The sequence below is a fragment of the Methylobacterium sp. EM32 genome (genome assembly GCF_040593685.1).
Lineage (GTDB): Bacteria > Pseudomonadota > Alphaproteobacteria > Rhizobiales > Beijerinckiaceae > Methylobacterium.
In genome coordinates this window covers 1-17,080 of the sequence record NZ_JBEXZS010000122.1, presented here as the reverse complement: position 1 = coordinate 17,080, position 17,080 = coordinate 1, and the positions used below count along the sequence as shown (strand labels likewise).

Sequence of the window (17,080 nt, the reverse complement as noted above, 5' to 3'; positions counted from 1 at the left end):
CACCTGCCCACCCCCCGAGAGGCCGCCGACCCGCTCCGCCGCGAAGCGCTCGCGCAGCCACGCCGCCGCCGGGCCACAGGGCCGCTGCTTGTGCCAGACCAGTTCCAGGGCGATCGGCCAATCCCCCTGATCGAACTGCAGGTCCGGCGTGACGAGGAACGGCGCGGTCGGGGAGGCGGCGATGACGTGGTCGGTGACGAAGGCCCAGCCGATCCCGTGCTTGACCATCTCGAGGATCACCCAGTGGCTCTCGACCCACCACACCTCGGCGGCGACCCGCAGGCGGCGCTTCTCCGGCCCATCGCTGCGGGCGGCGATGAGGATCTGGCGGTGGCGCTTCAGTTCCTCCCACTCCACCCGCGCTTTGGCGAGCGGGTGGTCGCGCCCGCAGACGAGCTTGAGCGGCACCCAGCCGATGGTCTGGAAACCGAGCTCCGTCGGCAGGACCTCCTGGCGCCACATCACCCCGAGATCGGCGGCGCCCGACTGCACCATGCGGCTGACATCCTCCATCAGCGGGAACAGCAGCTCCAGCTCGACGAAGGGGAAGGCCCGGGCGAACTCGGCGAAGAGGGCGCCGAGCGCGTGCTCGGGATAGAGCTCGTCGATGGCGACGACGAGCCGGTTCTCGACCCGCCGCTCCAGGCTGCTCGCCACGCCGATCAGGTGCTCGCGCCGGTCGAGCACGACCCGCGCCTCCTGGAGCAGCCGCTCGCCGGCCGGGGTCAGGACCGGGTTCCGGCCCGCCCGGCTGAACAGCTCCAGCCCCAGATCCGCCTCGAGATTCGCCACCTGCGTGCTGACGGCGGATTGCGCCTTCCGCAGGACACGGGCCGCACCGGAGAACGAGCCGGCCTCGGCCGCCGCCACGAAGGCCTGGAGCTGGTCGAGCGAGACGGCCATCGATCTGATTTCCCGATACGTCCCAACTTGCAGCCCGGGGTATCGCCGATAGAAGGCGGCGGACCAACCGGATTTTTCTGCAAGAGTTCTCCATGCGCAGCACCCGCGACCGCATCCGCCACGCCCTCCTGTTCGAGGCCGTCGGCCTCGCGCTCATCATCCCGCTCGGGACGATCCTGTTCGGGCTGCACACCTCCGCGATGGGCGTGATCGGGGTGGGGAGCGCCGTGGCCGCGACGGGGTGGAACTACGTCTACAATTTAGGCTTCGACCGCACGATGCAGCGGGTCATCGGACATACCCGCAAGAGCCTCGGTCTCCGGCTGGCGCACGCCGTGCTGTTCGAGGCGGGATTGCTGGTGATCCTGCTGCCGCCGATCGCCTGGTATCTCGGCATCGGCCTCATGCAGGCCTTCGTCATGGATATCGCGATTGCGCTCTTCTACGTGGCCTACGCCTTCGTCTTCAACCTTGCCTACGATCGGGCCTTCCCGCTGAAGAGCTGGGGCGAGGTCGCGGCGGTGCCCCGCTGAGCGCCTGACCGATCTGGCGGATCGATTTGCAATCCTCGACGTCATCCCGGGGCCGCGCAAGCGGAATCCGGGATCCATAACCGCCGACGGTTCAGGATCGAGCGGAACACTGACCGTCTTGTCCTGCATCGTCAGCGGTTATGGATCCCGGGTTCTCGACTTCGTCGAGCCCCGGGATGACGTGCAGAGGCGTCAACGTGTGCGCCAAATCAATCGAAGAGCCCCGTCAAACCATCCGCAGAAATCACGCCGCCACCGCCTCGCGCCCGAACCCCATCGGTAGCCCGACGTAATTCTCCGCGATTGCCGTCTGCGCGGCCCGCGAACCGCGGATATAGGCGAGCTCCGCCACCTGCATCCGGCGGGCGAATTCGTCCATGTCGGGGAAGCGGTGGGTGAGGCCGGTGAACCACCAGCTGAAGCGCTCGGCCTTCCACACCCGGGCGAGCGCCCGGGCGGAGTAGCCGTCGAGGCCGGACGAATCGCGCTCGCCGTAGAACTGGCTCAGGGCCTCGGCGAGCATCGCGACGTCGGAGACCGCGAGGTTCATGCCCTTGGCCCCCGTCGGCGGGACGATGTGAGCGGCGTCGCCCGCGAGGAAGAGGCGGCCGTAGCGCATCGGCTCGGCGACGAAGCTGCGCAAGGGCGCGATGCTCTTCTCGAAGGAGGGGCCGCGCACCAGCCCGGCGGAGGCTGTCGGCCCCAGGCGGGTCTCGACCTCGTCCCAGAAGCGCTCGTCGGACCAGTCCTCGATCCGCTCGTCGAGGCCGACCTGGACGTAGTAGCGGCTGCGGGTGGGGGAGCGCATGCTGGCGAGCGCGAAGCCGCGGGCGTGGTTGGCGTAGATCAGCTCGTGGTTGACCGGCGGCACCTCGGCCAGGATACCGAGCCAGCCGAACGGATAGACCCGCTCGTAGACCTTCAGCACGTCGGCGGGAATCGACGCCCGCCCGACGCCGTGGAAGCCGTCGCAGGCCGCCACGTAGTCGCAGGCGAGGGTGTGTGCGACCCCGTCCTTGCGGTAGGTCACGCTCGGGCTGTCGCCGGAGAGGCCGTCGAGCCGCAGGTCCTCGGCCTCGAACACGATCCGGACGCCGCGGGGCTCGGCGGCGTCGAACAGGTCGCGCATCACCTCCTGCTGGCCGTAGACCGTGACGGCAGAGCCGCCGGTCAGGGCCGCCATGTCGATCCGGAAGATCTCGCCGTCATAGGCGAGGTTGGTGCCGGTATGGGGCAGGCCTTCGGCCTTGAGCCGCGCGTCGAGGCCGAGCTCTTCCATCAGTGCGACGGTGCCCTGCTCCAGCACGCCGGCCCGCACCCGGCCCTCGACGTAGTCGCGGGTGCGCCGTTCCAGCACCACCGCGTCGATTCTGGCGCGGGCGAGCAGGTGGGCGAGGAAGAGGCCGGCCGGGCCGGCGCCGATGATGGCGACCTTCGTGCGCATGCGCGTGTCCTTGAGCGTTTCCCAAAACCGTGGCGCCACCGTCTCGGCGGTGGCTGCGCGATGGCGCAAAGGTGAACCGCGCCGGCCCGGTTGACGATGGACGGGGCGAGGGAAAAGTTGGATTTTTCGAAGTCCCCGCCCGTCCCGCCAGGGCCTGCCCGCGATGCGTCTCGATCCTGCCCAAGCCCCTGCGGTGCCGCACTTCTTCCTCTACGGCGAGGCGCCGCGGGATGCCGACGACCGCTTCCTGCACCTGGAAGCCTTGGACGATCGCAGCCGACCGAACCGCTGGACCATCCGCCCGCACGTCCATTCGAGCCTGCATCAGGTGCTGCTGATCGCCGAGGGCGGCGGCGAGATGCGGGCCGAGGCCGAGCTTTTCCCCTTCGCGGCGCCGTGCCTGCTGGCGGTCCCGGCCGGCACCGCCCACGGCTTCCGGTTCGCCGACGGCACGGTGGGGGCGGTGCTCACTCTCTCGGCGCGCTACCTGCGCGACCTGTGCGGGCGCGAGCCGGAATTGTCGGCTTTGTTTGCCGGCCCCGCGGCCCTCGCCCTGCCGGAGCCGGGCCCGGTCGAGGAGGCACTGGCCGAGCTCGCCCGGGAACTGGCCTGGGCGGCGCCGGGCCGGCGCGGCGCCATCGAGGCGCACCTGATGCTGCTCCTCGTCGCCGGCCTGCGCCGCCTCGCCGCCACCCGCGCGCCGCCGGCCCCGCCCGGCCCGCAGGCGCTGCTGACCGCGCGCTTCCGCGAACTCGTCGAGGCGCATCACCGCCGCGAGCGGCCACTCATCGCTTACGTCGACGAACTCGGGGTGACCGAGGCGCGGCTGCGCGCCGCCTGCCGGGCGGTGACGGGCGCGAGCCCCGGAAGAATCATCCGCGAGCGCCGCCTGCTCGAGGCCAAGCGCAGCCTGCTCTATTCGGATCTCGGCATCGCCGAGATCGCCTATAGCCTCGGCTTCACCGACCCGGCCTATTTCTCGCGCTTCTTCGCCAAGGGCACCGGCGAGTGCCCGCGCGCGTTTCGCGACAGGCGCGGCGCCGACAGGGGAGAGACGCGATGACGCGAGAGAACGGGCTGACCCGCCAGGGATTCCTCGGTGCGGCGCTGGCCACGGCGGTCGGCGGCGGCGCGGGCGCGCAAGGGACCAGCCAAGGGACCAGCCAAGCGGCGCCGTTACACCGGCGGCCGATCCCGGCGAGCGGCGAGACCCTGCCGGTGATCGGGCTCGGCACCTGGCGCGGCTTCGACGTGGGCGCCAAGCCCGCCGAGCGGGCGCCCCTGCGCGAGGTGGTGGCGACCTTGCTCGGCCAGGGCGGCCGGGTGATCGATTCCTCGCCGATGTACGGCCGCGCCGAGGGCGTCACCGGCGACCTCGTGGCGGACCTGAAGGCCCGGGAGAAGACTTTTCTCGCCACCAAGGTCTGGACCAGCGGCCACGAGGCCGGGATCGCGCAGATGAAGCGCTCGTTCCAGCTCCTGCGCACCGAGCGCCTCGACCTGATGCAGATCCACAACCTGCTCGACTGGCGCACCCACCTGCCGACCTTGCGGGCCTGGAAGGAGGAGGGCCGGATCCGCCACATCGGCATCTCGCACTACACCGAGAGCGCCTACGACGCCGTCGAGGCGGTGCTGCGGGCCGAACGGCTGGACGTCCTGCAGATCAACTACGCCCTCGACGACCGGGCGGCCGAGAACCGCCTGCTGCCGCTCGCCGCGGAGCGCGGCGTGGCGGTGCTGGTCAACCGGCCCTTCGGCGGCGGCGGGCTCCTGCGCCGCCTGGCCCACACGCCGCTGCCGGACTACGCGGCGGAGATCGGCTGCACCTCCTGGGCGGAGATCCTGCTGAAGTTCGTCGTCTCGCACCCGGCGGTCACCTGCGCCATCCCCGGCACCGCCGATCCGGGCCACATGGCGGCGAACCTGCGCGCCGGCACCGGCCCGCTGCCGGACGAGGCCCTGCGCCGCCGCATGGCGGCAGCGATGCCGGGTTGAACGTCGGCCGAAGGTGAAGAACGGCCAAGTCTTCTTCCGGCAAGTCACCGCGCAGCAAGTCGGCGAGCAAGCGCGGCCATAGCTCAGTCGAGCAGCCGGCAGGCGCGCCACGCCACGCCACGCCATATTGCTGCCGTTCTGCCTGTGTTAATGATCCCCCATCCACATTGCTTCTCGTCCAGCCCGCGAGTGCTTGCGCAGCGGGCGATTGCGGTCACGCCGCAACGATCTGCCACGCGTCAAGAAGCGAGCCGGCCCCGTCCATCCGGCCGGGCTCGACCAATCATCGGGGGTTCCATGCTCAAGTCGTCCGTCGCCGCTCTCGTCCTGTGCGCCGCCCTGCCGGCCAGCCTGCAGCCGGCGGCCGCGGAAGGGCGAGGGTTCAACGGCACCTGGTCGGTGCAGCTCGTCACCGAATCGGGGATGTGCGACAGCCGCTACACCGTCTCGCTCGCGATCGCCGACGGCGACGTGCGGGTGGCTTCGACGGGAGAGGGCGGCGCGACCGTGAGCGGCCGCATCGGGTCGGACGGTCAGGTCGGCCTCACGGTCCGCCATGGCTCGACCAGCGGCGCCGCCTCGGGCCGGCTCCAGGCCAATGCCGGCTCCGGCACCTGGAACGTCTCCGCCCTCTGCTCCGGCCGCTGGACCGCACAGCGCCGCACGGCCCGGGTCGCGCAGGCGGACTGACCGGATCGCTGCACGAAGCAGCGATCATCATATGCGCGGGACGTCTATCCGGCAGACCTGGTGCCGGCCGACTTGGACCCGGCGCAGAACCGGCTCCAGTGCTGCGCATGCACGGTGCTGATGATGCCTGAGGCCCAGACCAGCCGGCGGTCGGGCATCAGCGGGGCGTTGTGGCTCTCCAGGTGGTAGGAGCCCCGCTGCGAGCCGCGCAGGATCTTCTTCAAGAAGCGGTGCCCCTCCGCCGTCGCCACTGCGGCGTAGAGGTCGAGCAGCCGCTCCGGGCTCTCGCCCGTCTCGGCACAGAGCACCACGTCGTCCGGCTCGTATTTCGGATACATCGACAGGCCGGCGACCCGGAACGCGATGGTACCGTGCGGTACCGGGAACGGCACCGTGATCCGGAAGAGGTCGCCGTCCGGCCCGGGCTGCTCGTCCCCGGTGTCGATCAAGCCGCCGGCGCTGATCAATCCCTTGACCCCCACCACCTGGCCGACGACCTGACCGCCCTCGGAGACCGGCTCCGGCGCGTCGTCGTCGCCGAACAGGAGCCCCTTGGCGGTGACCTCGACGCCGTCGCGGCGGAAGCGCGCGGCGTAGCGCTCGGCATCGTCCTGGCCGATGGTCCGGGTGCCGGCCTCGTGCGCCCGGTAAGTGCTCTCCGGCCAGGCGTTCTGCAGGGCGGCGTCCCGCGCCGAGCGGTAGCCGGCGGCGATGCGCGCCTGGCGCAGCCGCTCCCCTTGCGCGGCCCGAACCCGGTTCTCTCCCGATTGAATCACCTCAGCGAACTTTCCTGACACTTGAGGTATTGAGCAAAATCATTACATCATGTAGCCACTTCGGTCGCAAGGACCTTGGCCAGGATCGGGCAAGCATCGCTGTTCGCCCCCGCCCCGTCATGCATCCTACCCCAACGGCAGCCTTGCGCCGTACCCCCTCGTTGCGGGAGTTCCCGATGGTCCACCGTTTCCTCGCAGCCCGGAGCGAACCGCTCGACGCGAGTTCCCCGTGGCGCAACGCCGGGACGAAGGCGGTCGATCCGACCCGATGCCGCCCCGGCCGCGTCGGCGGCGAATCGCCGCAATGGATGCACGGAGGGCGGGAGAGCCGTCGCGCCGGGGACGAAGACGCTCGCGCGGCAGGCCGCGCCGGTGCAGGAGGGGCGCATGAAGGTTGCCCTGATCGTGCTCTGGACCCTCGCCGCGGGGGTCGGCCTGTTCCTGCTGGTGCGCGCCCGGATCGTGCGCGCGACCGAGGCGCTGACGCGGGAGGCCGCCCGCGACAAGCTTCCTCCTCCCGACGCGCCGCCGGATCATCCCGGCGGAGCCTGACCGGAGCCCGGCAGCCGGGGAGGGCGGCGTGAGCGGGAAGAAGCGCCGCATCGCCCGCCGCCGCCGCGAGGCCCTGGCGCATGACCGCCCGCCGGCCGACCGGGCCGCCGAGATCCGGCGCCGGCGGCGCCGGCGGGTCCGGCCGGCCCGGATCGTGCTGGCGGCCGACCGGGTCTGGCTCGTCGCCGAGACGCGGCCGCGCTGGGCCGCCCGCGCCGCCAGCGACTGCGAGGCCGCCGGCATCCCCACCTTCGAGCCGCGGGAGGAGGTCGAGCTGACCTCGCCCACGGGCCGCCGCCGCACCGCCCGGGTGCCGCTCCTGCACCGCACGCTGTTCGTCGGATTGCGCGACGACGACGACCTCGCGCGGGTCGAGGGCCATCCGGGCATCGCCCGCGTGCTGTTTCGCGACGGCCGCGCCGTCGTCATCGCGCCCTCCGTGCTCCAGGCCTTCGCCGACGCGGTCACCGGGCATGGCGGCGGCGCGGAGGGCGGCGACGAGGAGGCGGTGACGGCGCTGCTCTTCGCCCTCGGCGACGACGTGCGGGTGACGGCCGGACCGCTCGCGGCTTTACGCGGCACGGTCGAGGGGGCCGACCCGGCCCGCCGGCGCTACCGGGTTGCCCTGTCGCTGTTCGGGCGCGAGACCCCGGTGGTGCTCGACGAGGACCAGATCGCGCGGGACTGACGCATCGAAAAAAGTTGCGCCCCGCCGAGGAGAACATTTGACGAACATCGGCGGGGCGGGTACAAGGGTTTCAGGTTATCCGGGTCTGCGGCCTGCCCTGCGAGGGAGGTGGCCGCTCGACTGCCCCGCCATGCGGGGATGTGTCCCCGGACCCGGCCCACGGCATCACCGAGGCGAAGGGCGGCGCGTGCCCGGAGGCCTTCGGCCGCCGGCGGCCACGGGCCGGCCTTAGAGCATTTTCCGACGAAGTGGATACCGGTTCGTCGCAGAAAATGCGGCAAAATCAAACTGCTAGAGCACTTCGCGATTGCAACGCAATCGCGAAGTGCTCTAGCGCCTCCCATCTCCCGACGAGGCGACATGGCCACAAGGCTCCCGACCCGGACGCAGGCGACGAGAGGGGTTTCGGCACGGCGGGTCATCGACTGGGCGGGCGTCGCGGCGGCCTACCGGGCCGAGCCGGGGGCCGGACCGGCGATCGCGCGCCGCTTCGGCGTCAGCCCGGCGACGCTCCGGCGCCGGGCGCGGGCGGAGGGGTGGGCGCGCGACGCCCCGGCCGGTCCGCCGGTGGGAGCGGCCCCGGATGACGGCCCCACTCACGATGTCCCTTCGAGCAAGCCCCTTTCTGGCCTGACGTGTCCGGTCGACGTACTCGGCGGCCACCGCATCGTGGTGGCGCAGGGCGCCGCCCTTACCCTGCAGCTCCTCGACGACCTCCAATCCGCCATCGCGGAGGAATCCGGGCCCGACGACGGCGCGGAAGAGAGCGGGCTGTCCCGCGCGGCGGCCCTGCAGAAGCGCGTCGCGGCGTTGCGCGACCTCGCCGCCGCGGCGCGACTGTGGATCGCCCTGGAGCGGCAGGCCTGGGACCTCGACGGCAAGGGAGACGCGAAACACCGTGACGATCCCGCGATCCCCGACACCGACGCCGCCATCCGCCTCCTCGACGAGGGGCAGCGGGCCCAGCTCCGGGCCATCGCCGAGCGCCTGTCCCGCGCCCGGCACCTCGACGCGGCGGATCTCGATGCCCCAAACCTGGCTGAGCGACCCGCCGGCCCTGATCCGGGCGCTCGACCGGCTCGATAGCGAGGAGAGCCTGGCGGGCTTCGTGCGCCGGGCCTGGCCAGCGGTCGAGCCGGGCAGCGCCTACGTGCATGGCTGGCACATCGACGCGGTCTGCGCCCATCTCGAGGCGGTGAGTGCCGGCACGATCACCCGGCTCCTGATCAACGTCCCCCCCGGCACGATGAAGAGCCTGCTCGCCGGGGTGTTCTGGCCGGCCTGGGAATGGGGGCCGAGGAACCGCCCCGGCTTACGCACCGTCGCGGTCTCGCACACCGAGCGGCTGGCGCTTCGCGACAACCTGCGCACCCGGCGCCTGATCACCTCGCCCTGGTACCGGGCGCTCTGGGGCGACCGGGTGCGGCTCACCCGCGACCAGAACCGCAAGGGCCGCTTCGAGACCACGGCGACGGGCTTGCGCGAGGCGGTCTCGGCCGGCTCGATCACCGGCTCGCGCGGCGACCGGGTGATCCTCGACGACCCGATCTCGGTCGACGGCGCCAATTCCGAGCGGGTGCGCGAGGGGATCGCGCAGTGGTTCCTGGAGGCGGTGCCGACCCGCCTCAACGACCCGGTCCGCTCGGCGATCGTGGTGATCATGCAGCGGCTGCACGAGCGCGACCTGTCGGGCGTGATCCTGGCGAGGAGCCTCGGCTACGATCACCTGATGCTGCCGATGGAGTTCGAGCCGGAGCGCGCCTGCGCCACCCGGATCGGGTTCAAGGATCCGCGCCGTGAGGCGGGCGAACTCCTCTTTCCGGCCCGCTTTCCCCGGGAAGCGGTGGAGCGCGACAAGGCCACGATGGGCGAGTACGCGGCGGCCGGCCAGTACCAGCAGCGCCCGGCCCCCCGCGACGGCGGCCTGTTCAAGCGCGGCTGGTTCACCGTCGTGCGGGCCGCCCCCGCCGGCTGCGCCACCGTCCGGGCCTGGGACCTCGCGGCGAGCGTGCCCAAGGGCGCGCGTGGGACGGGCGGGCGCGGGCCGGACTACACCGCCGGCGTCAAGCTCGCCCGCGCCCCCGACGGGCATCTCTTCGTCGTCGACGTCCGCCGCGACCGGCTCTCGGCCGGGGGCGTCGAGCGGCTGATCCTCGCCACCGCGGCGGAGGACGGGCCGTCCTGCCGGATCTCGCTGCCGCAGGATCCCGGCCAGGCCGGCAAGGCGCAGGCGCAGTACCTCGTCGGGCGGCTCGCCGGCTACGACGCGCGAGCCAGCCTTGAGAGCGGCGACAAGGCGACCCGCGCCGCCCCGGTCTCGGCCCAGGCCGAGGCCGGCAACCTGCACCTCGTCGCCGGGCCCTGGAACGAGGCCTTCCTCGACGAGCTCTGTGCCTTCCCCAACGGCGCCTTCCTCGACCAAGTCGACGCCCTCTCGCGCGCCTTCGCGGCGCTGGCCCGGCCGGGATACGGCCTGCTCGGAGTCCTGTGATGTGGATCGCCGACCGCCTCGCCAACCTCGTCTCCGGCCTCGGCGGCCCGCGGGACAAGAGTACCGGCAACCTGCACGTCCACGTGCCCCGCGCCCGGGCGGAGCTCGACGCCGCCTACCGGGACAACTGGCTCGCCCGCAAGGTCGTCGACATCGTGCCCTTCGACATGCTGCGCGAGTGGCGCGCCTGGCAGGCGCCGCCGGAGGTCGCGGCGGCGCTGGCCGCGAGCGAGGAGCGCTTGGGCCTTCGCGACCGCCTGCTGCGGGCCTTGCGCCTCGCGCGCCTGCACGGCGGCGCCGCGATCCTGATCGGCGACGGGGCGCCGGACCCGAGCCTGCCGCTCGATCCCGGGACGGTCGGGCAGGGGGGCCTGCGCTATCTCCACGTCCTGCCCCGCGGCCAGATCCAGGCCGGCGGCATCGAGCGCGACCCGCTCTCGCCGTGGTTCGGCGAGCCGAAAGGCTACACCGTCGCCGGCGGGCAGGCGGTCCATCCCTCGCGGGTGGTGCGCCTCCTCGGCGCTGCCCTGCCGGACGACGCGGTTGGCGACGGTTGGGGCGACAGCGTGCTCCAGGCGTTGCTCGAGGCGATCGACCAGGCGACGGCGGCCGCCGCCCACATCGCCGCGATGCTGCCCGAGGCCAAGCAGGACATCATCTCGGTGCCGGGCCTGTCGCAAGCCCTCTCGACCGAGGACGGCACCCGCCTTGTCACCGAGCGCTTCGCCTACGCGGCCCGGATGAAGGGCCTGTTCGGGATGCTGCTGCTCGAAGGCGACGGCCGCTCGCCGGAAGGCGAGCGCTACCAGCAGAAGCAGCTCGACTTCTCGGGCCTGCCGGAGGTGGCCCGCCTCTTCCTCCAGGTCGCGGCGGGGGCCGCCGACATCCCGGTGACGCGGCTGCTCGGCCAGTCGCCCGCCGGCCTCAACGCCACCGGCGAATCCGACATCCGCAACTACCACGACCACGTCGCGGCCCGTCAGACCGTCGAGCTCACTCCCGCCATCGCCCGCCTCGACCGGCTCCTGGTCCGCGACGCGCTCGGCCGCGACGAGCCCTCGTTGCGCTACGCCTGGCGGCCGCTGGCGCAGGCGAGCGAGCGCGAGAAGGCGGAGGTCGGCCGCCTCAAGGCCGAGACCGCGGCCCTGCTCGCCCGCGAGGGCGTGGTGCCCGCGGAGGTCCTCTCCCGCGGCGTCGAGGGCTGGCTCTCCGCCGCCGACCTCTTCCCCGGCATCGCCGCGGCCTTCGGCCGACCGACGGGCTGAGCTGGGTTCCGACCCGCTCCCGAGCGGGCCGAGACGGTCACGTCGCCGAGAAAGACGCGGGTTCTCTCCTCTCCCCGCGAGAAGTCGGGCTTGCCCGACTTCGCCTGTCGCTTGCAGATCCCGGGCAAGCCCGGGATCTCTCGGGGAGAGGAGGGATGCGCGCCATCCGGCGTGTGAACCGACAAGCCCGAGCGGGCGCGAGATCACCCCCACTCCCCACGCGAGACCCCACCCATGCACCTCTTCGACCAGTTCAGCCTCGGCCCCGCGGCCGAGATCGCGGGCGCGCGCCCGCTCGGCAACGGCGCCCTGGTGGTGCAGGCGCGCGCCGCCCGCGCCGGCAACGTCCAGGTCTATCGCGGCGACGAGGTCGCGCGGCCGGACCTCGCCCAGGTCCGGATCTACCGCGACCCGGACGAGATCTTTCGCGAGGAGTCGCTCCGCAGCTTCGGCCACAAGCCCGTCACCCTCGACCATCCGCCCGAGGCGGTGACGCCTCGGACCTGGCGCGGGGTCGCCCGCGGCCATGTCGGCGACGAGGTGGTGCGCGACGGCGCCTTCGTGCGGATCCCGATGCTGCTCGCCGATTCCGCCGCGATCGCGGCGGTGCAGGCCGGGCGGCGCGAGGTCTCGGTCGGCTATACCTGCGACCTCGACTGGACCCCCGGCACCGCCCCGGACGGCGAACCCTACGACGCCCGCCAGACCCGGATCGTCGTCGACCACGTCGCCATCGTGGCGCAGGGGCGCGCCGGACCGGAATGCCGCATCGGCGACGCCGATCTCGGCCGGCGCCTCGCCGAGGCCGAGGCGCGGGTGGCGGCCGCGGAAGCCGCCCTGGCCGAGCGCGCCGGCGAGGTCGCGGCGCTCCGCGCCCGGGTGCCGGACGAGGCCGCCCTCGACGCGCTGGCGGCCGCGCGCGGCGCCCTGGTCGCCGATGCCCGCCGCATCCTCGGCGACGCCTTCGATCCCGCCGGCCTGCCCCCCGAGGCGATCCGGCGCCAGGCGGTGGCCCGGATCCTCGGCGAGGCGGAGGCGAACGCCATGGCCCCCGCGGCGATCGAGGGCGCCTTCCGGATCCTCGCCGCCGCCCCGCGCCAGTCGCCGCCGCACCAGCCCGCCGATCCGCTGCGCGACGCCCTGCGCGACCACCGCCCCGCTCGCCCGACGCCCGAGGCGGCCCACGCCGCCATGGTCGAGACCCTCCGCAACGCCTGGAAACCCGCAGGAGCCCGCTGATGCCCCCCGTCCAGACCAGCTATCCCGGCCGCCCGGCCGCCGCCTACGAGGGCATGGCCGCCGACCAGACCCCCGCGACGATCCTCAGCCGCATCGTCGAGACCGCGGAGGGGATCGGCTTCGGCCGCGCCGCCTTCCAGGGCGCCCGCGACGAGGGCATCGCCGCCTCGGGCGCGGTGGTCCGCGGCATCGTGCTCGCCGACCGCAACGCCCGGCCGAACCCGTCCGGCGCCGACCTCTTCGCCAAGGGCGAGACCGCGCCGGTGATGACGAGGGGCGCCGTCTGGGTCGTCACGGCATCCGCCGCGAGCGCAGGCAATCCCGTCTACGTCACGCCCGCCGGCGCCGTCACGGCCATCGCCTCCGGCAACGCCCCGATCCCGAACGCCCTGTTCGACACCTCCGCGCCCGCCGGCGGCCTCGTCCGCCTGCGCCTGAACTGAACGAGGCACGAGCCATGACCCGCACCCTCCTCGCCGATGCCCCCCGGGCGCTCGCCTTCCTGGTCAGCCAGCAGGCCTTCATCGAGCCGACCGTCTACCGCGCCCAGTACCCGGCGATCCGCTACCCGCGCCTCGTGCCGGTCGATACCGCGGCACCCGAATGGGTGCCGACCGTGACCTACTTCTCGGTCGACCGGGTCGGCCAGGCGACCTGGGTCCACGGCGCCGCCGCCGACGTGCCGAAGGTCGAGCTGACGCGCCGCCAGCACGAGACCGCCGTCGCCATGGCGGGGATCGGCTACGGCTACGACCTGGAGGAGCTCGGCAAGGCCCAGCTCCTCGGCATGACTCTCGACGCCGACAAGGCCGACGCGGCCCGGCTCGCCTCGGAGGAGTTCATCGACCAGGTCGCGCTGATGGGCGACCCGGCCAAGGGCTTCTCCGGCCTCCTCAACCATCCGGGCGTGACGGTCGGCAGCGCCGCCGCGACGGGGGCCAACGGCAGCACCGCCTGGGCCCAGAAGACGCCCGAGCAGATCCTCGCCGACGTCAACGGCCAGCTCATCGGCATCTTCACCGGCTCGAACACCGTCGAGATGGCCGATACCCTGCTGCTCCCCTACGAGCAGATGCTCGGCATCGGCCTGCGCCGCCTCGACGGGATCAGCCCGCTCACCCTGCTCGACTGGATCCGGCGCCACAACGTCTACACCCTGGAGACCGGGCAGGAGCTGACGGTCTACGGCGTGCGGGCGCTCGAGACCGCCGGCACCGGCGGCAGCGCCCGCCTGGTCGCGTATCGCCGCGATCCCTCCGTGCTGAAGCTGTGGCTGCCGATGCCGTTCCGGTTCTTCCCGGCCTGGCAGACCGGCCCGTGGCGCTTCGAGGTGCCGGGCGCCTTCCGGCTCGGCGGCCTCGACATCCGCCGCCCGGCGGCCTGCCGCTACCTCGACGGCATCTAGGGGAGGCTCGGCACATGATGCGGGTGACGAACCACGCGGCCGGCCCCCGGCTGGTCTGGCCCAAGGGGGCGCGGGCGCCCCGGCTGCTCCTGCCCGGCGAGAGCGCGGTGCTGGTGCTGCCCGAGCGGCCGGACCCGTGCCTGTCCGCCTGGGAGGCGGCGGGCGAGGTGCGGGTCGAGCCGGAGCCCGATCCGGCGCCGCCGGATCCGCGCCCCGAGCGCCGCCGCGGCCGCCCGCCCTCCGGCGGGGAGGCGTGAGATGGCGGAGATCACGCCAGACGCCTTCCGGGCCCGCTTCCCGGCCTTCGGGAGCGTCCCCGACGCGGCGGTTGCCGGGGCCTTGGCGGAAGCCGGCCCGCGGGTCGGGGCGGCCTGGCCAGCGGCGGACGTTGCCCTCGGGCGGATGCTGCACGCCGCCCACACCCTCACCCTCAACGGGCAGGGCGGCCCGGAGGCCGAGCTCGCCCGGGCGGGCGCCCTCGACCTCAAGGCCCTGCGCAGCGGCACGCTCCACCTGGAGCGCCGCGACCCGCCCGGCGAGGCCCTGCCGGGCACGCTCGGGCTCACCTCCTACGGGCGGCGCTTCCACGAGGTGATGCGCCGCAACAGCCCCGGCGTGGCGGTGGTGTGATGGGCCTCCTCGACGGAATCGGCCGCCATCTCGGGGGGGTCTTCGCCCCCCTCTTCGAGCCCGCGATCCTGCACCGGGGCGGCGTCGCGGACGAGCCCGTCCGCGCCCGCCTCGACGGCGCCCGGGAGGCCTCCGAGGAGCCCGGGCTGCCCGGCCGCCTGGTGCGGGCCGTCGTGCTGACCCCGGGCTCCCCCCCGAATCCCGACGACGAGATCACCCTGGCGGGGATCCGCCACCGCATCGTCGCGGTGGAGACCGACCCCGCCGGCAGCCACGCCATCATCCAGGGACGACCCTTGTGACGCCAACAGCCGAGACCGGCCCGCTCCAGGCGCGGCTCGCGCGCCTCGCCCGCGCCGGCAGCGACGCCGCGCGGGCCCGGGCGCGGGAGGCCGCGCGCACGCTCGCGGCCGACATCCAGCAGGCACTGCCCGACGGGCGCGCCGAGGCGACGGAGACCCAAGCGGGCGCCGCCGTCACGGTCGAGGCGCCAGGCCTGACCGCTCGGGAATTCGGCACCGCGACGCGGGCGGCCCGGCCGGTGATCGGACCGGCGGTCGCGCGCCTGACGGGAAGGGGATGATGGCCGGACTCGACCTCTCGCCCCAGCTCCTGCGGGCGGTGCGCGCCCGCCTCCTCGCCGATCCGGCCCTGCACCCGCTCGTCGGCGACCGGGTGCGGGAGGCGGCGAGCGCCCGGGAGGAATGGCCGTTCCTGCGCGTCGATCCGCCGGAGGTCACCCCCTACGAGGCGCAAGGCTGGCGCGGCTGCGCCTGCCGCCTGACCGTCCACGCCTTCCTGCGCGGGGCCCGGGGGTTGGGACCGGTGCAGGACCTGCTCGCCGCCGTCGCTTCCGCCCTCGACGAGGCCGACCTGACGCTCACCCGCGGCGAGCTCCTGTGGCTCTCCCACGAGCGCAGCCTGGTCCTGCCGGAGCCCCTCGGGCCCGGCTCCTGGCACGGCGTCGCCCGCTTCGGCGCTGTGGCCGCCGAGACCGTCTGATCTCCATCCTTCCGGAGCGAACCCACCATGGCCCAGCCCACCACCCTGCCGTTCTCGGCGATCGCCGTGAAGCTCGAGAGCCTGACCAAGGCCGGCACCTTCGAGGCGCCCTGCGGCCTCACCGAGCGCGCGGCGCAATTCACCAAGGAGACCAACAGCGCGGTCGTGCCCGATTGCGCCGACGAGGACGCCGCGCCCTTCGTCGACCGGTTCGCGGTCTCGAAGTCGGTCGCGGTCTCCGGCAAGGGCCTGATGGCGCGCCAGAGCCTCGCCCGCTGGCGCGCCGCCTACGAGTCGGACGCGCCGGTCAAGGCCAGGGTCGAGGTGAGCGGCGCCGGCGCGGAGGGCGGAGGCGCCTGGGAGGGCTTCTTCCACCTCACCAGCTTCGAGGTCGGCGCCGTGCGGGGCGAGCGCTGCAGCGTGGCGGTGGCTCTGCAATCGACCGGGGCGGTGTCCTTCACCGCCGCCGCGTGAGGCGCGCAAGAACTCCGTGAGGCATTCATGAGCCGCGACGGCCATATCGACCTCGCCCTCGAGGACGTCACCCACCGCTTCCGCCTCGCCATCGGCGACCTGGAGGCGCTGCAGGAAGCGACGGGGATGGGTCCCGCCGCCCTGCTGCACCGGTTCCATGCCGGGAGGCTGTACCGGTTCCGGGACGTGCGCGACGTGCTGCGCCTCGGCCTGATCGGCGGCGGCACCCCGGTGCCGCAGGCCCACGCGCTCGCCCGCCGCCTCGACGGGCTGCCCTGCATCCCGCTGATCGCCAAGGCCGCCCTGGTGCTGGCGGCGGCGCTGGAGGGTGCCGAGGACGAGCGGGTCGGCCGCCCCGCCGGCGCGGCGGGGCCCGAGGGGCGGATCGCCTTCGCGGCGTTCTACGGCGCCGCCGCCGCCATGGGCCTGCCCGCCGCCGACCTGCGGGCGATGAGCCTGTGGCAGCTCGCCGCCTACATCGACGGCTTCAACCGCGCCCGCGACCCGGAAGCGGCCGACGCCCCGACGCCGGAGGAGGAGGATGCGCTCTGGGCCTGGCTCCGGGGCGCGCCCGATGGAGACGTCCTCGACGAGGAGGGATCGCCGGCATGACGACCGAGATCGAGCGCCTGGTGGTCTCGCTGGAGGCCAATGTCGAGGCCTACGAGCGCGAGCTCGCCCGGGCCGGACCGCTGGCCGAGCGGGCGATGGGGCAGGCCGAGCGGGCGGTCGAGGCCGGGGGTGGGCGCATCGCTGCCGCGATGGCGCGGGCCGGCGCCGAGGTGCGCGACGAGCTCGCCCGCATGGCCGCCCCGGAGGCCCTGGGCAAACTCCAGCGGGCGATGGAGCAGGCGGCCACCATCCCGGCCGGCGACGGCGCCGCCCTGCGCCGGGTCGACGACGCGGTCGGGGGCCTGACCGCCCGCCTCGCCGAGGCCGGCTCCGCCTCCCGCGAGGCGGTGGCGGGGTTCGAGGCGGTGGCGGGGGCCG

22 protein-coding genes and 1 pseudogene are annotated in these 17,080 nt (G+C 73.6%); 20 read left to right on the top strand and 3 right to left on the bottom strand.

Annotation, left to right across the window (positions count from 1 at the left end; all coding sequences use genetic code 11):
* A partial coding sequence (locus tag ABZT49_RS16910) for a LysR family transcriptional regulator (protein WP_355287325.1) occupies positions 1-903 on the bottom strand: 903 nt, incomplete at its 3' end.
* Between the two features lie 92 nt (positions 904-995).
* Between ABZT49_RS16910 and ABZT49_RS16905 the strand changes: the two genes are divergently transcribed.
* Entirely contained in the window at positions 996-1,436 is a 441-nt protein-coding gene (locus ABZT49_RS16905) for a PACE efflux transporter (RefSeq protein ID WP_355287323.1), read from the top strand.
* Between the two features lie 244 nt (positions 1,437-1,680).
* Here the strand turns inward: ABZT49_RS16905 and pobA are convergent, their stop codons facing one another.
* Positions 1,681-2,880, bottom strand: coding sequence for a 4-hydroxybenzoate 3-monooxygenase (gene pobA, locus ABZT49_RS16900; RefSeq protein ID WP_355287321.1), 1,200 nt, complete (start codon positions 2,878-2,880; stop codon positions 1,681-1,683).
* A 163-nt stretch (positions 2,881-3,043) separates the two neighbouring features.
* Here pobA and ABZT49_RS16895 point away from each other — a divergent pair, with 163 nt between their 5' ends.
* From ABZT49_RS16895 to ABZT49_RS16885, 3 genes are all read left to right on the top strand, one after another.
* On the top strand, positions 3,044-3,943 hold the full coding sequence (locus tag ABZT49_RS16895; protein WP_355287320.1) for a helix-turn-helix domain-containing protein: 900 nt from the start codon (positions 3,044-3,046) through the stop codon (positions 3,941-3,943).
* Positions 3,940-4,878, top strand: a complete 939-nt coding sequence (locus ABZT49_RS16890; RefSeq protein ID WP_355287318.1) for an aldo/keto reductase — start codon at positions 3,940-3,942, stop codon at positions 4,876-4,878. The genes ABZT49_RS16895 and ABZT49_RS16890 overlap by 4 nt, the downstream gene beginning before the upstream one ends.
* A 297-nt stretch (positions 4,879-5,175) precedes the next feature.
* Positions 5,176-5,568 carry a hypothetical protein gene (locus ABZT49_RS16885; RefSeq protein ID WP_355287316.1) on the top strand — a complete coding sequence of 131 codons (393 nt, stop codon included), beginning with the start codon at positions 5,176-5,178 and terminating at the stop codon, positions 5,566-5,568.
* A 44-nt stretch (positions 5,569-5,612) separates the two neighbouring features.
* On the opposite strand, the gene ABZT49_RS16880 is transcribed toward ABZT49_RS16885, so the two are convergent.
* Positions 5,613-6,344, bottom strand: a complete 732-nt coding sequence (locus ABZT49_RS16880; protein ID WP_355287314.1) for a S24 family peptidase — start codon at positions 6,342-6,344, stop codon at positions 5,613-5,615.
* Positions 6,345-6,731: 387 nt separating this feature from the next.
* Between ABZT49_RS16880 and ABZT49_RS16875 the strand changes: the two genes are divergently transcribed.
* The 16 genes and pseudogenes from ABZT49_RS16875 to ABZT49_RS16800 form a co-directional block, all read left to right on the top strand.
* Entirely contained in the window at positions 6,732-6,896 is a 165-nt protein-coding gene (locus tag ABZT49_RS16875) for a hypothetical protein (protein WP_355287312.1), read from the top strand.
* 28 nt (positions 6,897-6,924) lie between these two features.
* Positions 6,925-7,584: an antitermination protein NusG gene (locus tag ABZT49_RS16870; protein WP_355287310.1), complete on the top strand. Its 660-nt coding sequence runs from the start codon at positions 6,925-6,927 to the stop codon at positions 7,582-7,584.
* A gap of 360 nt (positions 7,585-7,944) precedes the next feature.
* Complete coding sequence (locus ABZT49_RS16865) at positions 7,945-8,670, top strand: hypothetical protein (RefSeq protein ID WP_355287308.1); 726 nt, start codon at positions 7,945-7,947, stop codon at positions 8,668-8,670.
* Positions 8,609-10,075 (top strand): phage terminase large subunit, encoded by a 1,467-nt coding sequence (gene terL, locus ABZT49_RS16860; protein WP_355287306.1) that lies wholly within the window; start codon positions 8,609-8,611, stop codon positions 10,073-10,075. The genes ABZT49_RS16865 and terL overlap by 62 nt, the downstream gene beginning before the upstream one ends.
* Positions 10,075-11,340 (top strand): DUF1073 domain-containing protein, encoded by a 1,266-nt coding sequence (locus ABZT49_RS16855; protein WP_355287305.1) that lies wholly within the window; start codon positions 10,075-10,077, stop codon positions 11,338-11,340. Before terL ends, ABZT49_RS16855 begins: the two co-directional genes overlap by 1 nt.
* A gap of 234 nt (positions 11,341-11,574) precedes the next feature.
* The gene (locus ABZT49_RS16850) at positions 11,575-12,579 is read left to right on the top strand and encodes a DUF2213 domain-containing protein (protein ID WP_355287303.1); all 1,005 of its coding nucleotides are present in this window, start codon (positions 11,575-11,577) and stop codon (positions 12,577-12,579) included.
* Positions 12,579-13,022: a hypothetical protein gene (locus ABZT49_RS16845; RefSeq protein WP_355287301.1), complete on the top strand. Its 444-nt coding sequence runs from the start codon at positions 12,579-12,581 to the stop codon at positions 13,020-13,022. The genes ABZT49_RS16850 and ABZT49_RS16845 overlap by 1 nt, the downstream gene beginning before the upstream one ends.
* A 14-nt stretch (positions 13,023-13,036) precedes the next feature.
* Positions 13,037-13,984, top strand: a complete 948-nt coding sequence (locus ABZT49_RS16840) for a major capsid family protein (protein ID WP_355287299.1) — start codon at positions 13,037-13,039, stop codon at positions 13,982-13,984.
* A 14-nt stretch (positions 13,985-13,998) separates the two neighbouring features.
* Positions 13,999-14,241 carry a hypothetical protein gene (locus ABZT49_RS16835; protein WP_355287298.1) on the top strand — a complete coding sequence of 81 codons (243 nt, stop codon included), beginning with the start codon at positions 13,999-14,001 and terminating at the stop codon, positions 14,239-14,241.
* A gap of 1 nt (position 14,242) precedes the next feature.
* On the top strand, positions 14,243-14,614 hold the full coding sequence (locus tag ABZT49_RS16830; RefSeq protein ID WP_355287296.1) for a DUF4054 domain-containing protein: 372 nt from the start codon (positions 14,243-14,245) through the stop codon (positions 14,612-14,614).
* The gene (locus ABZT49_RS16825; protein ID WP_355287294.1) at positions 14,614-14,916 is read left to right on the top strand and encodes a hypothetical protein; all 303 of its coding nucleotides are present in this window, start codon (positions 14,614-14,616) and stop codon (positions 14,914-14,916) included. Before ABZT49_RS16830 ends, ABZT49_RS16825 begins: the two co-directional genes overlap by 1 nt.
* Positions 14,913-15,197, top strand: a complete 285-nt coding sequence (locus ABZT49_RS16820) for a hypothetical protein (RefSeq protein WP_355287292.1) — start codon at positions 14,913-14,915, stop codon at positions 15,195-15,197. The genes ABZT49_RS16825 and ABZT49_RS16820 overlap by 4 nt, the downstream gene beginning before the upstream one ends.
* The gene (locus ABZT49_RS16815) at positions 15,197-15,616 is read left to right on the top strand and encodes a DUF3168 domain-containing protein (RefSeq protein ID WP_355287290.1); all 420 of its coding nucleotides are present in this window, start codon (positions 15,197-15,199) and stop codon (positions 15,614-15,616) included. The genes ABZT49_RS16820 and ABZT49_RS16815 overlap by 1 nt, the downstream gene beginning before the upstream one ends.
* A gap of 27 nt (positions 15,617-15,643) precedes the next feature.
* On the top strand, positions 15,644-16,090 hold the full coding sequence (locus tag ABZT49_RS16810; RefSeq protein ID WP_355287288.1) for a phage tail tube protein: 447 nt from the start codon (positions 15,644-15,646) through the stop codon (positions 16,088-16,090).
* Between the two features lie 27 nt (positions 16,091-16,117).
* The gene (locus ABZT49_RS16805; RefSeq protein ID WP_355287286.1) at positions 16,118-16,702 is read left to right on the top strand and encodes a gene transfer agent family protein; all 585 of its coding nucleotides are present in this window, start codon (positions 16,118-16,120) and stop codon (positions 16,700-16,702) included.
* Positions 16,699-17,080: pseudogene (locus ABZT49_RS16800) on the top strand (hypothetical protein); the annotation flags it as partial. The gene ABZT49_RS16805 and the pseudogene ABZT49_RS16800, both read left to right, overlap by 4 nt.